The following is a 21,141-nucleotide window of genomic DNA, read 5'->3' on the forward strand; positions in this document are numbered from 1 at the left end:
ACTTGCGATGTTACCTAAAATTAACTTAAAAGCCATTGAATATCAGAGATCCTTGGGAATTTCAAAGCCGAATTCGTTGAAGCTTTTACCTGGCGGAGCTTTAAATTTTAACCCTAAAATTTCGGTCTCGTACGAGTGCAGAAACATCCGCTTCGCGCGGATTTTAGCGTATTTTTCATCGCCTATTACGCCGAATCCCGCATTTGCCAGATGCACGCGGATCTGATGCGTTCTGCCCGTCTCGATCCGCACCTTTACGAGCGATTTTTTGCCGCTTATCATCAGCGGATAAACCTCGCTAAATGCGCTCTTGCCGTTTGGCGAAATTTTAGAAAAGGCGCCGCTTCTAGTTTTTATCGTCAAAATCGGCTCGTCAAATTTCATCTCTTCGCTCACGATCCCTTTTACGATCGCGATATAGCTTTTCTTCACGCGCAAATTTTTAAACTCCGCGATCGCCGCTTCGCGAAATTCCTCGTTTTTGTACAGCAGCACGACGCCGCTGGTTTCCTTATCCAGGCGGTTTAGAAGCCCGAATTTATAGATTTTTTCCAAATTTTCGCTACTCATAAAGGGCGGCTTATTGACCGCCAAAACGTTCTCATCCTCATAAATGATCGCGGGTTTTGCGGGCTTCATCACGCTAAATTTAGTATTTTCGCCGAGCATCTCGCGCGCCAGAGCGATCTTTGCGCCGTGCGCGCTTACAAGCCCCGCGTCGATGAGAGCCTTGGCTTCGTTGTGCGAGATATTTTCCTGCGCCGCCAGCAGTTTGTAGGCTTTTTCTTGCATTAAATTCTTTCCTTGATTAAATTTTCTATCTCTTGCAGATCGCAAATTTTATCTATCCGCGTACCTTTTAGCGGCTCTTTTAAAGCGCTTGAAATTTCGTTCGCCTCGCATAGAGCGATATTTTGTACGAGCCCGTACAGCGCCTTTTGATTATGAAAAAATCGCCCGCTGATGATCGGTACGCCGAAGCTCGCCGCCTCGATCGGGCTGTGTCCGCCGATCTTTGACAAAAAACTGCCGCCCAAGATCACGGCGTTTGAAATTTTATAAAAGTTCGCTAGCTCGCCGAAAGCATCGAGCAAGATAAAATCGCTCTCAAGCCCCGCGTCGTCGCTAAATCGCTCAAAGCTAAGCCCGTGCTCGCGCACCCAAGTCTTGCAAATTTCACATACCTTTTCGAAGCGCTCAGGATGCCTCGGCGCCAGGATGATTTTTAGCTTTTGTGGCGCGGCAATCGAAAGCGCCGTATTCGGTGCAGCAAAATTTAAAGACGCGCCCTTTAAAGGCGTCATATTCAGCACGGCGGACGAAGCGTCGCTTGAGCTCGCCGCATCCAAAGAAGCTGCGTTTAAATTTATCGGCTCGGTCGAGCCCTGCTCGTCGCGAAGCTCAGCCCCAGGCAAGCTTCTATCGCCGCGGGCACTCGCTGCGCGCGGGTATTTTTCGGGCATATTTTGCGAACTGCGAAATTTTATAAAATCGTTTAAATTCGATAAAATGAGCTCCTCTTCGCCCTCGTGAGTATTTGAGATCGTAAGCACGAAGCTATTTACGGCCGCGGCGGAATAATCCTTCGTCGCAACGGCGATATTCGCGCTTTTTACGTTGCCCGCGACCTTTATATTTTTTGCGCCTAGCTCCCTCAGCCGCGCCGCATCAAGCTCGCTTTGCGCAAGCACCAGATCGATATTTTCAAACACTTTGCGATAATAAAGCTTAAAACGCAGATAGCTCGCGTACGAGCGGTCGCTTATGCGCGCGTTTAGCAGGATCACGTAGCTTCCGCGCAATTTAGCGGTACGGATCAAATTTAGCCACAGCTCCGCTTCAAAAATCACCAGCACGCGGCTACCCGTAAGCCAAAATGGAAGCCAGTTTTCAAACGGCAGGTAGCGAGAGTTCGGCGTGAGCGCGCGCGCCGCACCGAAGCCCGTCTGCGTGGTCGTGCTAAGCGCGACGCTCTCAAATTTAGAAATTAGCGGCGCAAGAGCGTTTACCTCGCCCAGGCTGCAAGCGTGAAAATGCACCGCAGCGGGGCTAAATTTAGGGTTTTTGTATAGAAAAAATCGCGCCTTCAGGCTCGTGCGGTATTTTTTTTTAAAGCTTAGGATAAAAATAAAAGGCGCAGCGACGAGCCACGCCAAAAACGCCAAGGCGGTGTAGATCACTCGGCTTCTTTATATAAAATTCTGCCGCAATACGGGCAGGTTACGATGTCGTCGCTTTTGATGACCGCAGAATAGGTCTTGTCGCTTATGCGCATAAAGCAGCCATAGCAGGCCTGTTTGCGCACCGGCGAGACCGCCGTGTTGCCCGCCCATTTGCGGATCTTTTCGTAGAATGAGACGGTTTTTGGGTTCATCGCCTGCATTAGCTTATCGCGCTTGGCGTAGATCGCGCCGCGAGCGACCTCGACCTCGCCCATCTCGGCGCTTACCTGCTCCTGCAAGCTTTTTAGCTCGGCTTCAAACGCCTCTTGTTTTTCGCTCTGCTCTTTTACGAGCGCTTCCTTTGCGGCTACGATCTTTTCCAGCCTTTCGATCTCCTCGTTTGTGGCCTCGAGTTGCTCTTTTGCGATGTCCTCTTCGACGCTAAGGGCCTTGATCTCCTTTTCGGTCTTTGCCGCGCCGCTTTTTTTACCCGTGCTTTTTAGTTTGGACGAAAATGCGCTAAGTTGCGCGTTTGCTTGTAAAATTTGAGATTTTAGCTCGGCGATCTCCGCATTTAGAGTTTCGATCTGTTCCTTTGCACCTGAAATTTCGCCGCTTTTTTTGCCCAGCTTCTCCTGTGCGGCCTCGATTTTAGGCTTAAATCCGTCCAGCTGCTTATCGAATTCGCAAAGCTCTACCAATTGGCTTAAATATTTGTTCATCTTTTTCCTTTAATAATACGTAAATGGATTTTTTTGCTCGCTTATTATAACTTCAATTTCGCTTTTTTGCAAGAAAGGTGCGAGCGCGCGCCCAAAATAGCGCTCACTTTCAAAATGATTTATGTCGATCAAACTCACGCCGTTTTCTAAATTTTGAAGCGCCGCGTGATATTTTATATCGCCCGTGATGAAGCAGTCCACGCCTAAGCTTTGGTTCAGTTCGCTTCCGCTGCCGGTGCAAAGCGCGATATTTTGGATAAAATTTTTCGTCTTTACGGCACGCAGATGCTCGATGCCAAGCTTGCGCTTTATCTGTGCACACAGCTGTTCAAAGCTCAAATCCGCGCGCATGAAAACCAAAAATTCCCGCTCATCCGTAATTTCAAATTTTAAAATTTCGCGCGCTACGAATCCGTTTAAAACGTGCTTGTCAAAGTTCGTATGCATCGCGATGAGAGAGATGTTTTTGCGGATCATCTCATAGATCAAATTTGCAGGATAAAGCCGCGGATCGAGCGATTTTAGCGGACTAAAAATCAGCGGGTGGTGGACCACGAAAAGCGAGCCCGCCTCCGCCTCGCGCACCAGCTCGCTAGTAACGTCGAGGCTTAGATAGATTTTTGAAATTTCATCATCCAAGTTTCCGAGCATTAGCCCGCTATTATCCCACGCCTCTGCGTCGCAAAAGGGCGCGGCGGCGTTTAAAATTTCATAAATTTCGCCCGTTTTCATAAATCTTACTTTGCGCTTTTATCCGCTTTGTCTGCGGCGTTTTGCTTGCTGCAGGCGTTTTTTAAATTTGCGCCTGCGGAGGAAGCGGGCGCCGAGACAGCCCCTTTAACGCCGCATTTCTCGCTCTTTTCCCCCTCATTTGCCGCGCCGCCTTCTTTGCCGCTTTTTTTATCGCCGCACGCCGCAGCGTCAAGCTCAGCGACATATTTTTTCGGATCTGCGTAGCAAAGCGCGCAGTTTTTGGCAAGATCGCGGATCTTTAAAATATAATCCTGCCTCTGCGTAACCGAGATCGCTCCGCGCGCGTCAAGGACGTTGAACGTGTGCGCCGCGAGCATACAGTAATCATACGCAGGAAGCGCCAGGCCGTGCTTTAGGATGCTTTTGCACTCGCCGAAGCAGTTTTCAAACTGATTAAAAAGCATTGCGGTGTCTGCAAGCTCGAAGTTGTATTTGCTAAACTCAAACTCGCCCCTTTTATGCACGTCGCCGTAGGTCACGAGCCCCGCCTTGTCGTCCCAGACGATGTCGTAAACGTCGTCTTTATTTTGCAGATACATCGCCAAACGCTCAAGTCCGTAGGTGATCTCGCCGCTTATGAGCTCGCACGTGATGCCGCCTACTTGCTGAAAATATGTAAACTGCGTCACTTCCATGCCGTCTAGCCAAACCTCCCAGCCAAGCCCCCAGGCCCCTAGCGTCGGGCTCTCCCAGTTGTCTTCCACGAAGCGGATATCGTGGCTTTTAAGATCTAACCCCAGCTTCTCTAAGCTTTTTAGATAGAGCTCTTGGATATTATCCGGGCTCGGTTTTAAGATCACCTGAAACTGATAATACGCGCCCAAGCGGTTTGGGTTTTCGCCGTAGCGCCCGTCTGTGGGGCGACGCGAGGGTGCCACGTATGCCGCGCGCCAAGGTTTGCTTCCTAGACTGCGCAAAAAGGTGGCCTGATGATAGGTGCCTGCACCTGCGGGCATATCGTAGGGCTGAACGAGCAAGCAGCCCTGCTCGTGCCAGTAATTTTGAAGCGTCAAAATAATCTGTGAAAACGTCATTTTTATCCTTTTATCGATATGTAAATTTAAATTTTATCTTCCAAAGAGCTTTTCAAAGTCCGTTTTAAAGGCTCTTTGAAGCTTCGAGCTTTTAAAAAATTTCCAAATTCCGGTCCAGTATTCGCCAGCTCTCGTAGGCTCGTTAGCAAAATCAAAAACCGCGTAATCGCCCGCTTCGATACGTAATTTATCGCAAGTTTCATCGCACTCATTTTTGCAGCACTGCTTCGCGGATTTGCAAGCTTCGTCGTGGCTTTCTTTAATGGTGCTGTTCCTTCAAGCAAGTGCCTATTAGCACGAAATATTCACCCTGTGCGCCGTTTTCGTAGTCGTAATACGCAGCATAAATTTCGTTTTTCTCGGCGCTGCTTCTGCTAGCGTTAAATTTTAAAAACTCGCCCCACAAATTTGCGATCACCCCTCGCTCACTCATCTCATCTGCGTTATTCGTGCGAGTCTTTGGCCCACAAATTTCAAAGCTCTCGTGCAATTTTAAAATTTTCAAAGTTTAGCCCTCAAGTAGCACTTCAATCTGCTCGGAGTCCTTTTTCAGCGCCTCCGCTTTTGCCGCGCGATCCGCCTTTAGCTTCGAGCTTAGCACCTCGTCGCTTAGAGCTAAAATTTGCACCGCCAGATACGCCGCGTTTTTCGCGCCCGCCTTGCCGATCGCAAGCGTCGCGACGGGGATACCCGCAGGCATCTGCACGGTCGAATACAGCGCATCTACGCCGCTAAGCGCGCTACCGCCGAGCGGGACGCCTAGCACCGGCTTGGTCGTATTCGCAGCGACCGCTCCGGCAAGATGCGCCGCCATGCCCGCCGCGCAGATGAAAACCTGCGCGCCCTTTTTCTCGGCGTCCGCGACGTATTTAGCCGTGCGGGCGGGGCTTCGGTGCGCCGAAGATACGATCATCTCGTACGGCGCGCCGAATTCGTTTAAAATTTTAGCCGCCTCGTAAACGACTTCGTAATCGCTCTTTGAGCCCATTATTATAGAAACAAATTTCATTCTATCTCCTTTCTTAAAAAGCAAAACTCCGCGAGCTTCGCAGGCAGCTTAATCTCATTTAGATTGCCGCTGTGAATCTCGCTAAATTCCTTACCGCTGCGACTTTGCAGCCTCTTAAATTTTAAATACGGCTTGCCGTCAAGCTCAAAAATTTCGCCGATCTCATTATCGCAAGCGCAAATTTCAAAGCCGCGCGGAGCAAAAATTTCATAGCTCTCGCCTGGCAAAATTTTATCCTTGACGCTTATAAACTCGCCGTCTTCGCTGATAGCACAGACCTGATGCGTGCCAAGCTCGATGCTGCGGTCTAAATTTTGAGTATCCTCTCGCTCGTATGGGCGCTTTATCAAATATCCGTCGCTAAAGCCGCGGTTTTTAAGCGTCGCAATCTCGCGCTCGTAAACGCCGGCCTCAAATTTATCGCTCGCGGCATCGTCGATCGCCGCGCGATAAGCATTCGTGGCGCATGCGACGTAGTATTCGCTCTTGGTGCGCCCTTCGATTTTGAAGCTGTCGATCGCGCCCGTTTGCATGATCTTTTGCACATGCGAAATGAGGCTAAGATCCTTCGCGTTCATTACGAAAGTGCCCTCCCCTTCGCGCTCTTGCAAGCGGAAAAGCGCGCTGGTTTCGGGATTTTTCGCGTAAAGCTCGTAGTTAAATCTGCAGTCGTTCGCGCAGCTTCCGCGGTTGCTGAAGCGGCCGCTTTGCACCGCGCTAACAAGACAGCGCCCGCTGTATGCGAAACACATCGAGCCGTGCACGAAAATTTCAATCTCGAGATTCGGAATTTTTTCCTTAATCTCCACGGCGTCTTTGAGCGTCATTTCGCGCGCCGCGACGATGCGAACGGCGCCCAGCTCTGCCCAAACCTGCGCGTCGAGATAGTTTAGCACGTTAGCTTGAGTAGAGACGTGAATAGGAATCTCAGGCGCTACGGCTCGCGCGAGGCTCGCAACGCCCAAAGTGGCGATTAAAATTCCATCCACGCGCAGATCGCGAAGAAATTCCAAATGCCTTTTGATATTTTCGAGCTGGCCGTTGGTCGCAAAGCCGTTTACGGTCGCGTAGAGCTTCTTGCTGCGCTCGTGCGCGTACGCGACGCCCTGCGCGAAGCTTTCCTTGCTAAATTCCTTCGCGCTTCGCTGGCGCAGCGAAAATGAGCCGGTGCTTGCATACACCGCGTCCGCGCCGTAAGCCAGGGCGATTTTTAGTTTCGTTAAATTCCCAGCAGGAGCTAAGAGTTCGGGTTTTTTCAAATACATTCCTAGTGATTTTTTAAGCGCGATTTTACTACAATTTAGCCAAAATTTTATTTAAGGAACAGTTGATGCGAGCCGATCTACACAACCACACCTATCTTTGCAACCACGCTAACGGCGAGCCGCGGCAGTATTTGGAAGCGGCGATCGCACGAGGCATAGAAATTTTCGGCTTTGCGGATCACGCGCCGATGAACTTCGATCAAAAATACCGAATGAGCTTCGAGCAGATGGAGCTTTACGAGGGGATGATTAGGGATCTGCGAGATGAGTTTGGCGGGCGGATCGACGTGCGGCTGGGATACGAGGTCGATTTTATGACGAAAAAAGAGCTGATGGATGAGCGGATTTTCGCGCGCGAGGTTGATTATCTCATCGGTTCGGTGCATTTTTTAAACAACTGGGGCTTTGATAATGAGGAATTTTTAGATCAGTGGAGCGGGCGCGAGATAGACGACGTTTATCGCGAATACTTTGCGCTGATCTGCGCGCTGTGCAAAAGCGGCAAATTCGACATTTTAGGACACATGGATCTGATTAAAATTTTTAAATTTACTCCGAAAAAAGATATTAGAGTTTTGGCTGGCGGCACGATAAACGCGATCAAAAAAAGCGGTATCGTCGTGGAGCTAAACTCCGCGGGGCTTCGCAAGCCCGCAAATGAAATTTATCCAAGCGACGCGCTTTTGCAGATGCTAGCGGATGCGGACGTGCCGATCACGCTTAGCTCGGACGCGCACTCGGTAGCTCAAGTAGCACTAAACTACGATAAAATTTACGCCAAAGCGCGCGAGTTCGGCTACGAGCGGATCGCAGTTTTCAAAAATCGCGAGCGACAGTTCGTAAATCTGGCGTAAATTTAGCGGCGGCCGCTCTCTGCTAAATTTTAAAAGGTACGAACGGCGCGAAATTTTAAAATTTCAAAAGCTTCGGCGGCGCAAAATTTTAAAAATCGCGGCGCGCAAAACGGCGCGCAGATAAAGTCGAATTTCAACTAAATAATGTTAAAATCCGCAGTTAAATTTAGCCCGAACACGGGCGGAAAAAGGAAAAAATATGGGAAAATTTGTTAATGACGTGAAGGAATTTTTTAAATTTTGCGATGAAAACGAGGTCGAGTTCGTCGATTTTAGATTTACCGATCTAAAAGGCACCTGGCACCACGTCGCTTACAACTACAAGCGCCTGCCGAAGGACTTCGCCGACGGAATTCCATTTGACGCAAGCTCGGTAGCGGCATGGCAGCCAATCGATAAATCCGATATGATGCTAAAGCCCGACGTGCAAACGGCATTTTTGGATCCATTTACCGCGGACGTTACGATCATCGTCATCTGCGACGTTTACGACATCTATAAAAACAAGCTTTACGAAAAATGCCCGCGCTCGATCGCTAAAAAAGCCGAGCAGTTTCTGCAAACTACGGGTCTTGGAGATACCTGCTACTTCGGGCCGGAGAATGAGTTTTTCGTTTTCGACGACGTAAAGATAATCGACGATATGAACTGCGCGATGTTTAAGGTAGATACCGAGGAGGGGCATTGGAACAGCGGCAAAAACTACAAAGACGGCTTTAATAGCGGCCACCGCCCGGGCGTAAAGGGCGGCTACTTCCCCGTCCAGCCCGTCGATTCGATGGTCGATCTGCGCGCCGAAATGCTAAAAGTGCTAGAACAGATCGGGCTTGAGACCTTCATCTGCCACCACGAAGTAGCGCAAGGTCAAGGCGAGATCGGCGTCAAATACGGCACTCTCGTCGAGGCCGCCGACAACGTGCAAAAATACAAATACGTCGTAAAGATGGTCGCGCACCTAAACGGCAAAACCGCGACCTTTATGCCGAAGCCGCTCTACGGCGATAATGGCAGCGGAATGCACGTGCATCAATCGATCTGGAAAAAGGGCAAAAATACCTTTTACAAAAAGGGCAACTATGCAAATTTAAGCGACGCGGCGAGATGGTATATCGGCGGCGTGCTAAAGCATGCGCGCAGCGTCGCGGCGTTTACGAACCCGAGCACCAACAGCTACAAGCGCCTGATCCCGGGCTTTGAGGCGCCGTCCATTCTAACTTATTCGAGCCAAAACCGCTCCGCTTCGATCCGCATCCCTTACGGCAGCGGCGAGAACTCCGTGCGCGCGGAGATGCGCTTTCCTGATAGCACGGCGTGCCCGTATTTAGCGTTCGCGGCGATGCTGATGGCGGGAATCGACGGCATCAAAAACAAAACCGAGCCGGTCGGGCCGATGGATGAGAATTTATTCAAGCTGCACCTGGATGAAATTCGCGAGCGCGGCATCGAGCAGCTTCCGCACACGCTTCGCGGCAGCCTAGAGGCGGTGATCCGCGACAACGAGTATCTGCGCCCGATAATGAGCGAGCTTTTTATCGAGACCTATCAACATTTTAAATTTGAAACTCAGGTTTGGCCTTACGAGGCGCGCCCTACGCCGTTTGAGTTTGCGACGAATTATTCGTGCTAAGACCGAATTTATGCCGCACTGCCGAAATTCCAACGGGCGGAGCGGCATAGGGCTTTGGAATTTTAAAATTTAGCCGCGCGCGAGCTTTTAAAATTCTGTCGCGCGAACTTAAACACCGTCCGTGAAGCTTCAGCTCTTTTACCGCAAACGTGAAATTTTATACTTTCTGCTCATTTTGCTTGGAATTTTATCGCTAAATTTAGGTCTTAAATTTTATGAATTCAGAGAATTCCGCGCGAAAAACTACGCTCTTTACGACGCGCAAATTTTAAACGCCTACGCCAAAACCAACGAGCGCGGCCGCACCTACACGGTGCTAAAGCTCAAAACGGCGGATTTCATCCTCTACACGACCACTGGGCTCGGGCGGGAATTTCACCGCTTCGCGCGCGTAAATATCGGCATCGTAACCAAAAACGTAAAATTTTTAGATTTTTTAAAGCAGCGTTTTTACGCGCCAAATTTTAAAATTTCAGCCGAAACCGCGCCCTCCGGGGCAAAATGGCGCGCGATAAGCTTCGTCCGAGCCCAACACGAAGATGAGATGACCGCGGATCTTTACTCCGCGCTGTATTTTGCGACCGAAATTTCAAAACCGCTGCGCGCCAGCGTGACGAACTGGGGCATAGCGCACATCATCTCGATCAGCGGCTTTCATCTGGGCATTATCTTTAGCACGGTCTTTCTGCTTGCAATGCCGATCTACCGCTATTTTCAGGATCGCTACTTTCCGTACCGCAGCGCTAAGCGCGATCTTAGCGTCTTTGTGATCGTGCTGATGAGCGGATATCTCTTCGTGCTCGATTTTACGCCGAGCTTTCTACGCTCGCTTGCGATGTGCTGCGTGGGCTTTTACCTCGCGATGCGAAATTTCTACGTACTTAAATTTACGAACCTCTTCCTAACGATCGTGCTTCTGCTTGCATTTTTCCCGCACCTAGCCTTTTCGATCGGATTTTATTTCTCCTGCCTCGGCGTGCTGTATATTTTCCTCTACCTGCACCACTTCGCGCCTAAATTTAAGCTCTGGCAGAACGTCATACTTTTTAACCTATACGTCTGGCTCAGCATGAACGCGGCGGTCTATTATTTCTTCCCGACCGCGAGCTTGCAGCAGCTTAGCGTAATGCCTCTAGGATACGTGTTCGTGATCTTTTATCCGCTAAGCATATTTTTGCATCTATTCGGGCTCGGCGGCGCGCTCGATACGCCGCTGCTTGCGTTTTTAAATTTTACTTTGCCGAGCTTTCAAGCGCAAATTCCGCCGCTTCTTTTCGCGCTCGCAAACATCTGCGCGCTTGCTGCGATAAAGCTTCGCTACGCAGCGCTTGGCTGCGCGATAATCGGAATTTCGCCGATATTTTTTATAACGTAGCGCGCGAAAATCCCAGCAGGAATTTTATCCGTTGGAATTTTATGCTAAAATCGCGCTTTAAATCTCACAAAGGATCAAAATGTTTATTGCAAACCTCACTTACGTCAAAGAAATTAGCGAAATCGATCGCTTCATCAACGAGCACAACGCGTTTTTAGACCGATTTTATGCGGCCGATAAATTTATCTGCTCGGGGCGCAAAGTCCCTCGCACGGGTGGCATCATCTTAATCAACGCCAAAGACCGCACGGAGCTTGATGAGATCATCGCGCAAGATCCGTTCTTCCAAAACGGCGTCGCAAAATACGAGATCATAGAATTTGCGCCTACGAAATTTGCGCCCGAGTTTTGGCGACTTTTCGGCGAATAGAGGCTTGCGCGGGTTAAATTTTAAAATTTACGCGCTCGAACACGCCTCTGAAATTTAGCCGTTTTGCGCGTGAGATAAAATTCCCGCTAAATTTAAAAGCTGGTCGCGGCGACAAATTTGGATAAGCTTAAAACCGAAATTATACAAAATGGCGAAATTTAAAGGAGATTTTATGCGGATAAAACTGCGGCTCGCAACGCCGCGAGATGCGGAGGCGCTGCTTGAAATTTACGCTCCTTACGTAAAGCAAACGGCGATCAGCTTCGAATACGACGTGCCCGGCGCCGCGGAATTTGCGGGGCGCATCGAGCAGACGCTGCAAAGATACCCCTATCTGCTCGCTTACGCAAGCGACGAGGCGACATTTGCGAACGATAAGCGAGATGAAAATTTTAAAATTTCCGCAAGCGCGGCTGGCGCAGAGAGTGAAATTTCGCCCGCAGACGAAGCGCGAGATCGCACAAACGCCGCGACGAAACAAAACGGTGCAAATTTAATCGTCGCAGCAAAGCAAAGCGGCGTAAATTTAAAACACGGGCAAATCCTCGGCTACGCCTACGCTTCGGTTTTCAAAGAGCGGGCGGCATACGATTGGTCGGCGGAAAGCTCGGTCTATGTGTCGCAAAACGCGCGCGCTCTGGGTATCGGCAGGCTGCTCTACGAGGCGCTACAGCGCGCGCTCAAGACTCAAAACATAGTAGATATGAACGCTTGCATCGCTTGCGGGGATGACGAATATCTAAACGACGCTAGCGTGCGATTTCACGAGCGCATGGGCTTTCGCTTCGTCGGCAGATTCGAGCGCTGCGCCTATAAATTCGGCCGCTGGTACGATATGGCGTGGATGCAAAAGCCCATCGGCGAGCATCTGCAAAACCAGCCTGCGATGAAGCCTTTCGCGCGCTTTAGAGATGAAATTTGCGCGAGCGTGGGCATTGAAATTTAATTTAAAGGAAAAACTTTGACGCACTTTATCATAGACGACGAAAATATCGACGTCGATAATATATTCGACGTCGTAAATCTCAAAGAGGGCGATGAGCTAAATATCGTCTCCAACACCGCCAAAAAGATCGGTGCCTTGACCCTTGCGCGCCTATCGAAGATGGGCGTTAGCATAGGCGAGGTCTTTACGATCGGCAAGCAGAGAAAAGACTTTGCCGATAAGATCATCGTGTTTTTGATGGGCAAGCTCTGCGGGCAGGAAGGCAAGATCGGCATCGTCAGTAACGATAAATTTTACGACGACGTGATAGAATTCTTTAACAATCTAAACTACCGCAAAAATCCTAAATTTGAAAAGATCAGTCTAGCCTCGCACGCCGCAGGGGCGAGCGCAAAACAAAGCAAAGCAAGCGGCGCGGCGGAGAAAAAAGCCCAAAAAGCGGAGCCGAAGGCTACAAAGCAGGAGCCAAAAACTGCGAAATGTGAGCCAAAGACCCAAAAGCAAGGGGCAAAAACCGCGAAGCAGGAGCCGAAGGCTGTACAACAGGAACAAAAAGCTGCAAATTCTAAAATCGCCAAAGCGGACATTGCCGCGGCGGAAGCGCTGATACCCCAGTGCGTGAGCCTACAAGCCCTCTATGCCGCGTGCGTCGCAAAGCTCGGCAGAGCCAAAGGCTGCGAGGCCTACCGCGAGATCAAGGACGGCGCGCGGACGCGATACGCGAGCATTGCCTACGATAGCGACCTAAAAGACGGCGCCGTAAGGCGAAACGCGATCAAGCTCTACCGCGAAAGCGGCGGCGATATGGCGGAATTTCACAATAAGCTGACGAGCGAATACAAACACGCGGGGCCTGAAATTTATAAAGAATTTAAAGAAAAACTCGTCGGAAAGATGATCTAGACGCCTCGGTGTAAGGATTTAAGGCATAGCGATAGAGCGCATCGCGACGTAGTGGCTAGAGCACGGCCTGACAGCATTAGATGCGCCGTTACGGCGTGCGGTATGATGCAGCACAACCAAGCGCAACCCGAAATAAAACTATTTGTTTACGCGGCATCGGTTTTATTTTGCCGTATATGACGAAGCAGAGCCCAGGCACTTAGGCATAGCAGCAGATTAAAGATATATAGGATAAATTTCATTTTATCGGAATTTAATCATAATTAAAGTCGTCCAAATCGTAGCCGAAAATATGCAAGGTATTTAAGGCTAGCTCTCTAACCTCTATCCAAGATTTATTGTGATATACCAAATACTCACCTATGCCTTCTAGTAGGCTTTGATCTTTAAAGTATCTATCTATAAGCCCCATAAGCTCTCTTAGCGCATCCCTCTCGTATGGCAGGAAGCAAAATTCAAATTGCTCCAATAAAGCGCTCTTGCATTCGGTATATAAAAGTTCCGCCATTTCCGACGGATCTTCATATTTATTGATTGTGGGATGGACGATATACTTGTCCTGATATTCCGAAGAAGCCATTCTGCTTAGGCGGCACATAAGAGTGCCTTTCTTAAATATCTCTTTTCCGTTAATTTGCATTTGGGTTTCCTTTTATTGGGATATGAGTTTCGTTGGTTTTGGATTTTAAATCCCCGCGCTCATAAAAATCATCGAGAGTGAAACCAAGTATATTCAGTAGTCTTAATGACTTCTTCATTATCTTTTTCCAAATTTCAGGCATATTATCATATATCTCATCGTAGTCATATTTGCTATAAAAATAATCGATCATCTCTTTATACTCTGCTATGGCTTTTAGTTCTATTTCTGTAAATAGAAATTTGTATTCCGGTCTCTGGGCTATCTATAGAGGATTATATACATATTCTACTAATTCGCCCGGTGTTGCATATTCATCGATAGTGGAATTATCTATATATCTAATCTGATGTTTTCTCGATGCAAGACAATATAAAGGCTCGACGATAAAAGCCTTTTGTGCATTATTTTTCTGCATTTGGGTTTCCTTTTATTGGGATGTGAGTTTGCGCGCATTATATCGTAATATATTTTTAAAATTCTCGCAGAAATTATCATTTTATAAAACTACTATTTTAAAAGCGTAATTTGTTTTAAAGCCTTTTTCGCGCATCCCCTTAGATCCTCTTCACTTAATGAATCGCCTACCGTATCATCACCCCTCAACTCTTCGTCTGGTTCAAATTCATCGATATCTGTAAGAAGTCTATTAAGCGGCTCATAATATTCATCGGGAAAATTTTTATCATTCATAAATTTATCCCAATATATCTTTTCAAATTCAAATACGTCGATTCTGTTTTGCAAAAAATCCTCTATTATTTTTATATATTCCTCTATCATAAGAGCCCCTTTCAGATATATTTTTAATCGCCCGCCGCTCTAATGCCTAGAACCGACCATAAATCACTACCTATATTCACGCCTTCGCATAAATTTTTTATAATTGTTAAGTCGTTAGAAGAAATTTTTATATCATATTCATACATTTGAACTAAAAAATCTTCCAGCGCTATACCATATTCTCCAGCCTTAACCAGCTCTTCCAAATAAATTATAAAGTCGCACCGACCGACTCCGGCAAATTCATCTTCGTAATTACGGAACAAATTTAAAAATATCAAATCGCCGTATATCATTCGCCACTTTCCTTAAATTTATTTCTCATAGCCGCCTCATAATCTTCTAGCCTCGAATTTCTATTTGAATATCAAGCAAGTCATCGTAATCTGGGTATTTGGCGGTCTCCGAGAGCGTAAATTTTATCACGTCGAGTAACCGCTCAGCCAAATCACCGTATTTTTTCTTAAATGCATTGAAATGTAAGAAAATTAGCTTTAAATCGTCTCGAACGCCTTGCTTATTTTTTAAACCGTATCGTGAGTTTTCTTCTTTTTCCTCGATATATTCGCTATAGCTTTCCCATTCCTCCTTATCTTCATATTGCTCCCATTCTTCCTCGCTGTAGTCTTTCCATTCTTTAAATCGTAGAAACCAAAAGAAGTCCGCGAATGCATCAGGGCCGATACGCAGCGGCAAATACAGCTTTTCGGATAAATATGAGTATAACTTATGCTCTATTTCTTTGGGGCAATAATCATGCCACTCATCAATATATCTTCTGTCTTTTTGTAACTCATCAAAGTCAATCACTGCTTCTATCATTTTTCCCCACCCTAACTATGCTAACGCATATTTTCTTTAATTCTAAAAATCAAATAAGCGTAGATTAACGCAAACTCGCCTTTATTAAATTTTAGTATAAATCAGACCAAAAAGGCACATACGGGCATTTTCTGACCGGCTCAAGAGGATTTTTACCAAATTCCCTCAAAAAGTAGTCATATAAATTTTTCCCATAATAAATGACATCGGTATAGTGTATAGATAAGACTGGCGGATCCGGCAATTTAAGACACGGCATATATCTATGAGAATATACGGGTATAATCTTAGGTGCAATTTTGGCTGCTTCTAGTACAACGGCTCGCTTGCGAGATCCGTCTTCGGGCATCGGACCCCATTTTTGCGTATTCCAATAGTTCTCATTTGGAAAAATTTCATCAATAGGATCGTTTTTTAAGTACTCAAAGACGTAGTTCATGGCCTGCTTTATCTCCTTTATATTTTCATCGCTAAAGTCTCTCCAATTATAAAATTCTACCGAAATGGGCAATGTATATGATAAAAAATCTCTTAGGCTTTTTGGAAATTTAAACTCATAAATTTGCTCTATTTTGTCTATTTCGCTCTCTTTCAAACCATCGCTCAATTCTATACCGCTCTTTTCTAACAGCTCTTTTATTTGCTTGTACATATTCTATTTTTCCTTATAAGGCTTTTAGTCGTAGTTGAGGTCATCCAAATCGTATCCGAAAATATGGATTGTTTTTAGAGCTAGCTCGCGTAGTCCGCAAAAGGTACTATTGTGGTATATAAAGTCTTCGTAGTCTGCCATAGAAGCCCTTTCCTCTTCTTTCCAAAATTTTGAATCACACTCTGCAAATTTATCTAGCATTTTAACTATCGCTTTACGCTCCTCTACGCTGAAATAAATTTTATTTGATTCCACTAGAGCTATTTTGCAAGCACTCTCGCAATCTTCTATTAAATCTATGCACAACAAATACTTATCCTTTGTGGGGTTGAGCATATATTTTTCTTGGCATTTTAATGAAGCAAGGCAGCATAATTCTCTTAATAATCTTTCTTTTATCAACATTTATTCTCCTAAATTTTATATTCCATACCACTTAGTTACATTTCCTTCTTCATCGATATCGACCTCTATGTGTTCGTATTTGTTGCAGAGGCTCGGAATTAAAATTTCATTATAATATCTTTTGCCGCATTCTGTGATAAACATATACATATTATGATGGCACCACCGATTCGGCTCCTCCCAAAAGGCGCAGTCTGCGTAAGTATAATTTTTTAGAGGTTCGTATGAGCGGGCTACAAAATTATCTAAATTATAAAAGAAATTTTCTCTTAAAATTTTCCATTCTTCAAATTTTTTCATATTTGAATTTATATTAGCGCTATTTTTATATTTTATGTCGGTATCTATGAAATTATTTAGATAAAACTGCCCAAATAGCATTATTAAAATATCTTTTACATTCTCATCGCATAAACTAAAATTATGAATTAATGTGCTAGCGATAGAATCGGTCTCATAGACTTCGGTGCTTTTCATTAGGCTAAACGCCTCAAGCTCATAAAAATCCGGTGGTCTTTTCCCGCTTGCGGCTTGAAAATCTTTAAAAATCTTAAACCTAAAATCTTCCGCTTCGCTAAAGAAATAGACGTATGGACTTAAATTTAGATTAAGTGCTTTTATTCTCATTTTATACCGTCCAAACTACTGTTTTTCGCATTTTAGTATTGTTTTGCATAATAAGCTCTTCCTTGCTGCGTTTCGGTTGCACAAAAGTATTTGCTATTTACGCCGACCGGCTCATAACTTTTATCATCTCTTAAAATATTTAAAATTTCAGATTTATCACATATCTCTTTCATTTCTGTATCATAACCCCAGTTTGAACTAAACAATCTTATATAACCTTGCTCGTATAAAAACAATAAAATTTCTTTCGCCACTTTAAGCGAATTGGCAACGTTAATAGAATTTAATTCCCAAACGATCTCCCATAAAGAGATATAATCGCCATCTTCGACTATTCCCGATAAAATAGTTAAAATCGTCTTTTTATTCATTTAAAATCGCATTTCCTTTTAATGGAATTTTAACTACCGCACCGTCTTTGCTATTTTTAGCACAAGACTCCAGCATACAATTTTCATAGAAAAATTTGATTTTATAAAAATTTTCATCCCCTGAAGCAACCGCCAATAATAAGCTTTTTATGCGACGAAATCTATCGAAAATATTTGGCTTTGTATCTTCTTGATATTCATACGTTTTAAAACATTCGCTTTTTGCGTCTATATCTACGTCGCGCCAACTTCCGTTTAGAAATATATCATTAGAGATAGAAATAATGCCTTGCATTATTTCTGGGTCCAACTCTTTGTTTTTATAATGCTGCAAAATCTTTTTTAAATCGGCTTCTAATTTCCAATATTCATCATCGGACCATAAATTATAATCCAAAATCATACCTATGAACGAATTTGCATCATATCTATCATCAAATGCGGTATTTCTATAAAAATTTACAAGATTCATTGCATTAATCCTTTGGAACATACCAAAAACCGCTATTGCTAAATTCTTCTTTGAATACGATGCTATTGCACAGAACCTTTAATCTTTCAAATCTATCATATATGCTAGGCACTACGCCGTCGCTGTTTTCCGCGCACAACATATTACTTACATAAATTTCTGATTTGTCCTCCACGCCGATAACATCATTAAATATCGCTAGTATTGCGGCGAAAATTTCTCTTGGAAGCGTTTTGTTATGATAAAAGCTCAAAATCTGCATTAAAGTTTTATCTAACTCCCAATAGTCGCAATCCGACCAAGTTTTTTGATAGATAAATTTTCCGACAAACGAATTGATGCTGAATTTGTCAGAATTCGTTGAATTCTGGTATAAAAGTTTTAACTCCATTAATCACTTATCCTTTTTTTCATTTCTTTATTAAACATTTAGCCATCTTTATGACAAATTTATATTTATAAAAATTGATTATTTTCTGCTCGGTAACTCTTTAGATAAAATTTTTGAATCAGGATACAATTTTTTTAAAAATTCTATCTCTTCTTGATCTAGCTCATTTAAAACCTCTTCTATAGGTTTTTCGCTTAAAATTTTTCCATAAACCAAACTCAGCCTTTTATATGCGCGCGGGTTGCCGTTCTTTTCAAATTGCCTTATTATGACAATCCTGCACTCTTTTGTTATTTCGGAATCGCCCATAAAAAGATCTTTTATATCGCAAGAGGCGCTTTGCTCTTTATATAGATAAAATATCCACGCAAATAATATTATAGCGGCGGCAATAAAGTAAATTTTATTTTTCATGAAATCTCTTATTCTTTCGGCTTTCTATCCGAGTAGTATAGATGTATGACCTCATCCATGTTAATCTCTTTTTCCTTTCCGATCCGCTCGGTACATAATGTGAAATTTCCCTCCCTCAAAACGCACTTTTTTAATAAACCAACTATAAAGTCGTTATTTGTGCATAGATCTAAATTTCCAGAATGAAATTTTTTAATAAAATTTAGCTCTTCTTTGTCTAATTCTTGCTGCGCCTTTTTATCTACACAATATCTATCTAAAAAATAAAATTCATAAAAATAGAAAAGTCGCCTATGCGCCCCGCTGTTGCCATTATTAGCCCGTCGTATCAATTTTAGTCTGCATTTTTGCTCCATACGATTGTAGTCTCGCCTAAACATATCGTTAATATCACAAGGTGAAAAACTTAGCACCGAAAGAACAATATAAATACAAAGAAATATACTAATTATGATGAGAAAAAATTTCATTTTATATCCTTACTTATTTTTGGCTTTTTAGATATAACCGATCAATCATAGAATTTGCGATTTAATTAGCAATAAAAGTGGTGTCCTGCGTTGAATTTGTACAACCCTCGGAATTCCCCCGAACACTCGATTACAGAATATCAGTATATAGTCTTTTAAAAAACTATATAAAAATATTTGTCGTCTCTTAAGGAAACTTTAAATAATAGGCAAAAATGAGTTAAGGAGTTTCAAGCCTTAAGAAATTTAGCTTAAGCCTTGTAGCAGCTCAAGGTTTAAAATCTTAAGGAGGCTGATTAATACATTTTCACTAAATGCCTTAAGCGCCTATCTGTAAGATGTTTGTTCTTTAAGGCAAAGAACAAATAAAAATAGATAAAAGCTTAAAGCCTTCTTCGTCCTTATGAACAAGGGGATTATATTAGAAAGATCTTAAAAGCTTCTTAGCTCAAATTTATTAATCTCTTCTTTTACTTTCATTTACAGATAAAAAGTCTAAGGGCTTAGAGGCTTCTTTAAAAGTATAAAGGAAGCTATGCTATTTTCTTATATAGTATTAAGATAGCCAAAGGCTTTTAAAATAGGGAGAGTGATTAAAAAATGATGGGTTGCCACCCTTAATACTTCAATATCCCTTCTATACCTAAATATCTTCAATATCCTTTAGATACTCAAGCATTCTATTAGAGCAAAGCCAAAATATCAAAAGCAAGGCTACACATAAAATATCCTTAAAAGGGATAGGCCAAGAGGTTACTCTATTTATGATAAAAGAACTGCTTTGGCAAATAATATCCCCACAAGCGATAAAAATATATTAAGATCAATATTGTTTATAATATAGTACTAGGCAAAAAATACTCCTGAAAGAAATAAAACCATAAGAAGGAAGACTTACTTAGAAAATAATATCCCTACAAGGAATAATCGCAACGGCGGTAGCAGACGAGCAAACGCTCCGCTAGCGACGAGCGAATCAGCCCCGTAACCTTTAACGGAGGCGCTACCTCCACGCGGCTTTTCAGATAGTCCCCTTTTTAAATTTAATACACTTAGGCAATAAATAAAACGAATAAGAAGGCTATCTAGGGAAAAAACTCTAGGGGCAAAAAGACATTACATCTTTAGAATTTAGTTAAAACAGAAGCTTTTTAGATTAATGTGCGAAGCTATAACGCACCTCTGCGATTTTTCTTATTACCCCAAACCGCCAGCGGGGAACTAAAGATTAAGAATGCTTGACAAGCGTTTAAGCTTATCAATAAAACATTACCGATAACGTAACCCATCGAAAAACCATAATATATAAACTTTAAAGGTTACTTCAAAAAGCTAAGAGGCTTTTTTAACATATAAAACATTCTTTCTCCTTAGTAAAAACGTTATAAGGATATTTCAAAAAATACCTTATGAAAACAATATAGCTAGAAAACAAAAAAATGGTGTGAGCTGTTTTAAAAGACGGGGGTATTTTAATTAAACCTGGATCTAAAGGCAATGAAGGAACCTGGTAAACCTAAGATTATAAAGGTAAAGTAAGCTCATGAGAGCTGGGGAGCAATGAAGCACAACCTGGTAAACCGAGCATTAAAAGATATGAAAGCTTAATATGTAATATGCAAGAAATTCCTAGTAAAAAGTGTAGAGCTAAAAAAGAATGGGAATGCTTCAGAATTTATATAATCTATCGCGGCCCTATCCTCGCAAGCACTCGTCTTTAGTATCAAAAAAGGCAAGTGCTTAAAAAGAAAGCAATACGCTAAAATGAGGGCGAGCGCTTAGGAAAGGAGTAGTAAAGAAGTAATATGCATAAAGGGAAAGCCAGCGCTTTTTTGAAGAGAATAAAGATAGTTTACACGCTAATTACGGTAAGCTATAGAATGACAAACTGCGGATAGGTTGCGCTATAGCCCCCTACTTTACTATTTTTCCGCTTATCCGGAAATTTCTAAAACACATAGGCACATAGACTTAAAGGCGCTATCCATAGTAGGAATAATACCTTTAGCCTTCCCATCCCTCCCCTTAAAATTTAAACCCCAACCCCTTTAAATAACCTAGCCACCATGTTAGA

Annotated in this window: 25 protein-coding genes and 1 pseudogene; 6 read left to right on the forward strand and 20 right to left on the reverse strand. The window is 43.9% G+C overall.

The window, feature by feature from the left end; all coding sequences use genetic code 11:
- Positions 1–42 precede the first annotated feature (42 nt).
- The 8 genes and pseudogenes from Q0224_RS02985 to Q0224_RS03020 all read right to left on the reverse strand — a co-directional run bounded on the left by Q0224_RS02985 (position 43) and on the right by Q0224_RS03020 (position 6,939).
- Complete coding sequence (locus tag Q0224_RS02985) at positions 43–792, reverse strand: RluA family pseudouridine synthase (RefSeq protein WP_297948992.1); 750 nt, start codon at positions 790–792, stop codon at positions 43–45.
- Positions 792–2,180 carry a 3-deoxy-D-manno-octulosonic acid transferase gene (locus Q0224_RS02990; RefSeq protein WP_297948994.1) on the reverse strand — a complete coding sequence of 463 codons (1,389 nt, stop codon included), beginning with the start codon at positions 2,178–2,180 and terminating at the stop codon, positions 792–794. The genes Q0224_RS02985 and Q0224_RS02990 overlap by 1 nt, the downstream gene beginning before the upstream one ends.
- Positions 2,177–2,884, reverse strand: a complete 708-nt coding sequence (locus tag Q0224_RS02995) for a zinc ribbon domain-containing protein (protein ID WP_297948996.1) — start codon at positions 2,882–2,884, stop codon at positions 2,177–2,179. The genes Q0224_RS02990 and Q0224_RS02995 overlap by 4 nt, the downstream gene beginning before the upstream one ends.
- A gap of 9 nt (positions 2,885–2,893) precedes the next feature.
- On the reverse strand, positions 2,894–3,616 hold the full coding sequence (locus Q0224_RS03000; RefSeq protein ID WP_297948997.1) for a Nif3-like dinuclear metal center hexameric protein: 723 nt from the start codon (positions 3,614–3,616) through the stop codon (positions 2,894–2,896).
- 218 nt (positions 3,617–3,834) lie between these two features.
- Positions 3,835–4,671, reverse strand: a pseudogene (glyQ, locus tag Q0224_RS03005) (glycine--tRNA ligase subunit alpha); the annotation flags it as partial.
- Positions 4,672–4,930: 259 nt separating this feature from the next.
- Positions 4,931–5,176 (reverse strand): hypothetical protein, encoded by a 246-nt coding sequence (locus Q0224_RS03010; protein ID WP_297948998.1) that lies wholly within the window; start codon positions 5,174–5,176, stop codon positions 4,931–4,933.
- A gap of 3 nt (positions 5,177–5,179) precedes the next feature.
- Entirely contained in the window at positions 5,180–5,680 is a 501-nt protein-coding gene (gene purE, locus Q0224_RS03015; protein WP_295153068.1) for a 5-(carboxyamino)imidazole ribonucleotide mutase, read from the reverse strand.
- Positions 5,677–6,939 (reverse strand): peptidase U32 family protein, encoded by a 1,263-nt coding sequence (locus tag Q0224_RS03020; RefSeq protein ID WP_297948999.1) that lies wholly within the window; start codon positions 6,937–6,939, stop codon positions 5,677–5,679. Before Q0224_RS03020 ends, purE begins: the two co-directional genes overlap by 4 nt.
- A 71-nt stretch (positions 6,940–7,010) precedes the next feature.
- Between Q0224_RS03020 and Q0224_RS03025 the strand changes: the two genes are divergently transcribed.
- The 6 genes from Q0224_RS03025 to Q0224_RS03050 all read left to right on the forward strand — a co-directional run bounded on the left by Q0224_RS03025 (position 7,011) and on the right by Q0224_RS03050 (position 13,020).
- A complete protein-coding gene (locus Q0224_RS03025) occupies positions 7,011–7,799 on the forward strand; it encodes a histidinol-phosphatase (RefSeq protein WP_297949000.1) in 789 nt (262 codons plus the stop codon).
- 199 nt (positions 7,800–7,998) lie between these two features.
- Positions 7,999–9,426: a type I glutamate--ammonia ligase gene (gene glnA, locus Q0224_RS03030; protein ID WP_297949001.1), complete on the forward strand. Its 1,428-nt coding sequence runs from the start codon at positions 7,999–8,001 to the stop codon at positions 9,424–9,426.
- Positions 9,427–9,547: 121 nt separating this feature from the next.
- On the forward strand, positions 9,548–10,801 hold the full coding sequence (locus Q0224_RS03035) for a ComEC/Rec2 family competence protein (protein WP_297949003.1): 1,254 nt from the start codon (positions 9,548–9,550) through the stop codon (positions 10,799–10,801).
- Between the two features lie 79 nt (positions 10,802–10,880).
- Positions 10,881–11,171, forward strand: coding sequence for a YciI family protein (locus tag Q0224_RS03040; RefSeq protein ID WP_297949004.1), 291 nt, complete (start codon positions 10,881–10,883; stop codon positions 11,169–11,171).
- A 172-nt stretch (positions 11,172–11,343) separates the two neighbouring features.
- Positions 11,344–12,117, forward strand: coding sequence for a GNAT family N-acetyltransferase (locus Q0224_RS03045; RefSeq protein WP_297949006.1), 774 nt, complete (start codon positions 11,344–11,346; stop codon positions 12,115–12,117).
- Between the two features lie 15 nt (positions 12,118–12,132).
- The gene (locus tag Q0224_RS03050) at positions 12,133–13,020 is read left to right on the forward strand and encodes a hypothetical protein (RefSeq protein WP_297895390.1); all 888 of its coding nucleotides are present in this window, start codon (positions 12,133–12,135) and stop codon (positions 13,018–13,020) included.
- 253 nt (positions 13,021–13,273) lie between these two features.
- Here Q0224_RS03050 and Q0224_RS03055 read toward each other — a convergent pair whose 3' ends face one another.
- The 12 genes from Q0224_RS03055 to Q0224_RS03110 form a co-directional block, all read right to left on the reverse strand.
- Positions 13,274–13,489 carry a hypothetical protein gene (locus Q0224_RS03055; protein WP_297895388.1) on the reverse strand — a complete coding sequence of 72 codons (216 nt, stop codon included), beginning with the start codon at positions 13,487–13,489 and terminating at the stop codon, positions 13,274–13,276.
- A 681-nt stretch (positions 13,490–14,170) separates the two neighbouring features.
- Positions 14,171–14,443 carry a colicin immunity domain-containing protein gene (locus Q0224_RS03060; protein WP_291939734.1) on the reverse strand — a complete coding sequence of 91 codons (273 nt, stop codon included), beginning with the start codon at positions 14,441–14,443 and terminating at the stop codon, positions 14,171–14,173.
- Between the two features lie 23 nt (positions 14,444–14,466).
- Positions 14,467–14,739 (reverse strand): hypothetical protein, encoded by a 273-nt coding sequence (locus Q0224_RS03065; RefSeq protein WP_297949007.1) that lies wholly within the window; start codon positions 14,737–14,739, stop codon positions 14,467–14,469.
- Between the two features lie 46 nt (positions 14,740–14,785).
- Positions 14,786–15,265, reverse strand: a complete 480-nt coding sequence (locus tag Q0224_RS03070; protein WP_297949008.1) for a hypothetical protein — start codon at positions 15,263–15,265, stop codon at positions 14,786–14,788.
- A gap of 91 nt (positions 15,266–15,356) precedes the next feature.
- The gene (locus tag Q0224_RS03075) at positions 15,357–15,917 is read right to left on the reverse strand and encodes a hypothetical protein (RefSeq protein ID WP_297949010.1); all 561 of its coding nucleotides are present in this window, start codon (positions 15,915–15,917) and stop codon (positions 15,357–15,359) included.
- A gap of 24 nt (positions 15,918–15,941) precedes the next feature.
- Positions 15,942–16,226: a hypothetical protein gene (locus Q0224_RS03080; RefSeq protein ID WP_297949011.1), complete on the reverse strand. Its 285-nt coding sequence runs from the start codon at positions 16,224–16,226 to the stop codon at positions 15,942–15,944.
- Positions 16,227–16,337: 111 nt separating this feature from the next.
- The gene (locus Q0224_RS03085) at positions 16,338–16,949 is read right to left on the reverse strand and encodes a hypothetical protein (protein WP_297949012.1); all 612 of its coding nucleotides are present in this window, start codon (positions 16,947–16,949) and stop codon (positions 16,338–16,340) included.
- Positions 16,950–16,981: 32 nt separating this feature from the next.
- Positions 16,982–17,320, reverse strand: a complete 339-nt coding sequence (locus tag Q0224_RS03090; RefSeq protein ID WP_297900659.1) for a hypothetical protein — start codon at positions 17,318–17,320, stop codon at positions 16,982–16,984.
- On the reverse strand, positions 17,313–17,792 hold the full coding sequence (locus Q0224_RS03095) for an Imm41 family immunity protein (protein WP_297949014.1): 480 nt from the start codon (positions 17,790–17,792) through the stop codon (positions 17,313–17,315). The genes Q0224_RS03090 and Q0224_RS03095 overlap by 8 nt, the downstream gene beginning before the upstream one ends.
- A 4-nt stretch (positions 17,793–17,796) precedes the next feature.
- On the reverse strand, positions 17,797–18,183 hold the full coding sequence (locus tag Q0224_RS03100) for an Imm41 family immunity protein (RefSeq protein WP_297949015.1): 387 nt from the start codon (positions 18,181–18,183) through the stop codon (positions 17,797–17,799).
- Positions 18,184–18,261: 78 nt separating this feature from the next.
- Positions 18,262–18,597 (reverse strand): hypothetical protein, encoded by a 336-nt coding sequence (locus tag Q0224_RS03105; RefSeq protein ID WP_297949016.1) that lies wholly within the window; start codon positions 18,595–18,597, stop codon positions 18,262–18,264.
- Positions 18,598–18,605: 8 nt separating this feature from the next.
- Positions 18,606–19,067, reverse strand: coding sequence for a hypothetical protein (locus Q0224_RS03110; protein ID WP_297949018.1), 462 nt, complete (start codon positions 19,065–19,067; stop codon positions 18,606–18,608).
- Between the last annotated feature and the right edge of the window lie 2,074 nt (positions 19,068–21,141).

This window comes from uncultured Campylobacter sp., assembly GCF_938002845.1.
In the GTDB taxonomy this organism is placed as follows: Bacteria; Campylobacterota; Campylobacteria; order Campylobacterales; family Campylobacteraceae; genus Campylobacter_B.

Bases quoted from the DNA above. Each gene is read 5' to 3' on its own strand.
- Q0224_RS03060 (WP_291939734.1), bottom strand. From the start codon at position 14,443: ATGATAGAGGAATATATAAAAATAATAGAGGATTTTTTGCAAAACAGA.
- Q0224_RS03100 (WP_297949015.1), bottom strand. From the start codon at position 18,183: ATGGAGTTAAAACTTTTATACCAGAATTCAACGAATTCTGACAAATTC.
- glnA (WP_297949001.1), top strand. From the start codon at position 7,999: ATGGGAAAATTTGTTAATGACGTGAAGGAATTTTTTAAATTTTGCGAT.
- Q0224_RS03110 (WP_297949018.1), bottom strand. From the start codon at position 19,067: ATGAAATTTTTTCTCATCATAATTAGTATATTTCTTTGTATTTATATT.
- Q0224_RS02995 (WP_297948996.1), bottom strand. From the start codon at position 2,884: ATGAACAAATATTTAAGCCAATTGGTAGAGCTTTGCGAATTCGATAAG.
- Q0224_RS03070 (WP_297949008.1), bottom strand. From the start codon at position 15,265: ATGATAGAAGCAGTGATTGACTTTGATGAGTTACAAAAAGACAGAAGA.
- Q0224_RS02985 (WP_297948992.1), bottom strand. From the start codon at position 792: ATGCAAGAAAAAGCCTACAAACTGCTGGCGGCGCAGGAAAATATCTCG.
- Q0224_RS03090 (WP_297900659.1), bottom strand. From the start codon at position 17,320: ATGAATAAAAAGACGATTTTAACTATTTTATCGGGAATAGTCGAAGAT.
- Q0224_RS03075 (WP_297949010.1), bottom strand. From the start codon at position 15,917: ATGTACAAGCAAATAAAAGAGCTGTTAGAAAAGAGCGGTATAGAATTG.
- Q0224_RS03065 (WP_297949007.1), bottom strand. From the start codon at position 14,739: ATGATATACGGCGATTTGATATTTTTAAATTTGTTCCGTAATTACGAA.
- Q0224_RS03000 (WP_297948997.1), bottom strand. From the start codon at position 3,616: ATGAAAACGGGCGAAATTTATGAAATTTTAAACGCCGCCGCGCCCTTT.
- Q0224_RS03025 (WP_297949000.1), top strand. From the start codon at position 7,011: ATGCGAGCCGATCTACACAACCACACCTATCTTTGCAACCACGCTAAC.
- Q0224_RS03105 (WP_297949016.1), bottom strand. From the start codon at position 18,597: ATGAAAAATAAAATTTACTTTATTGCCGCCGCTATAATATTATTTGCG.
- purE (WP_295153068.1), bottom strand. From the start codon at position 5,680: ATGAAATTTGTTTCTATAATAATGGGCTCAAAGAGCGATTACGAAGTC.
- Q0224_RS03095 (WP_297949014.1), bottom strand. From the start codon at position 17,792: ATGAATCTTGTAAATTTTTATAGAAATACCGCATTTGATGATAGATAT.
- Q0224_RS03040 (WP_297949004.1), top strand. From the start codon at position 10,881: ATGTTTATTGCAAACCTCACTTACGTCAAAGAAATTAGCGAAATCGAT.
- Q0224_RS03045 (WP_297949006.1), top strand. From the start codon at position 11,344: ATGCGGATAAAACTGCGGCTCGCAACGCCGCGAGATGCGGAGGCGCTG.
- Q0224_RS03085 (WP_297949012.1), bottom strand. From the start codon at position 16,949: ATGAGAATAAAAGCACTTAATCTAAATTTAAGTCCATACGTCTATTTC.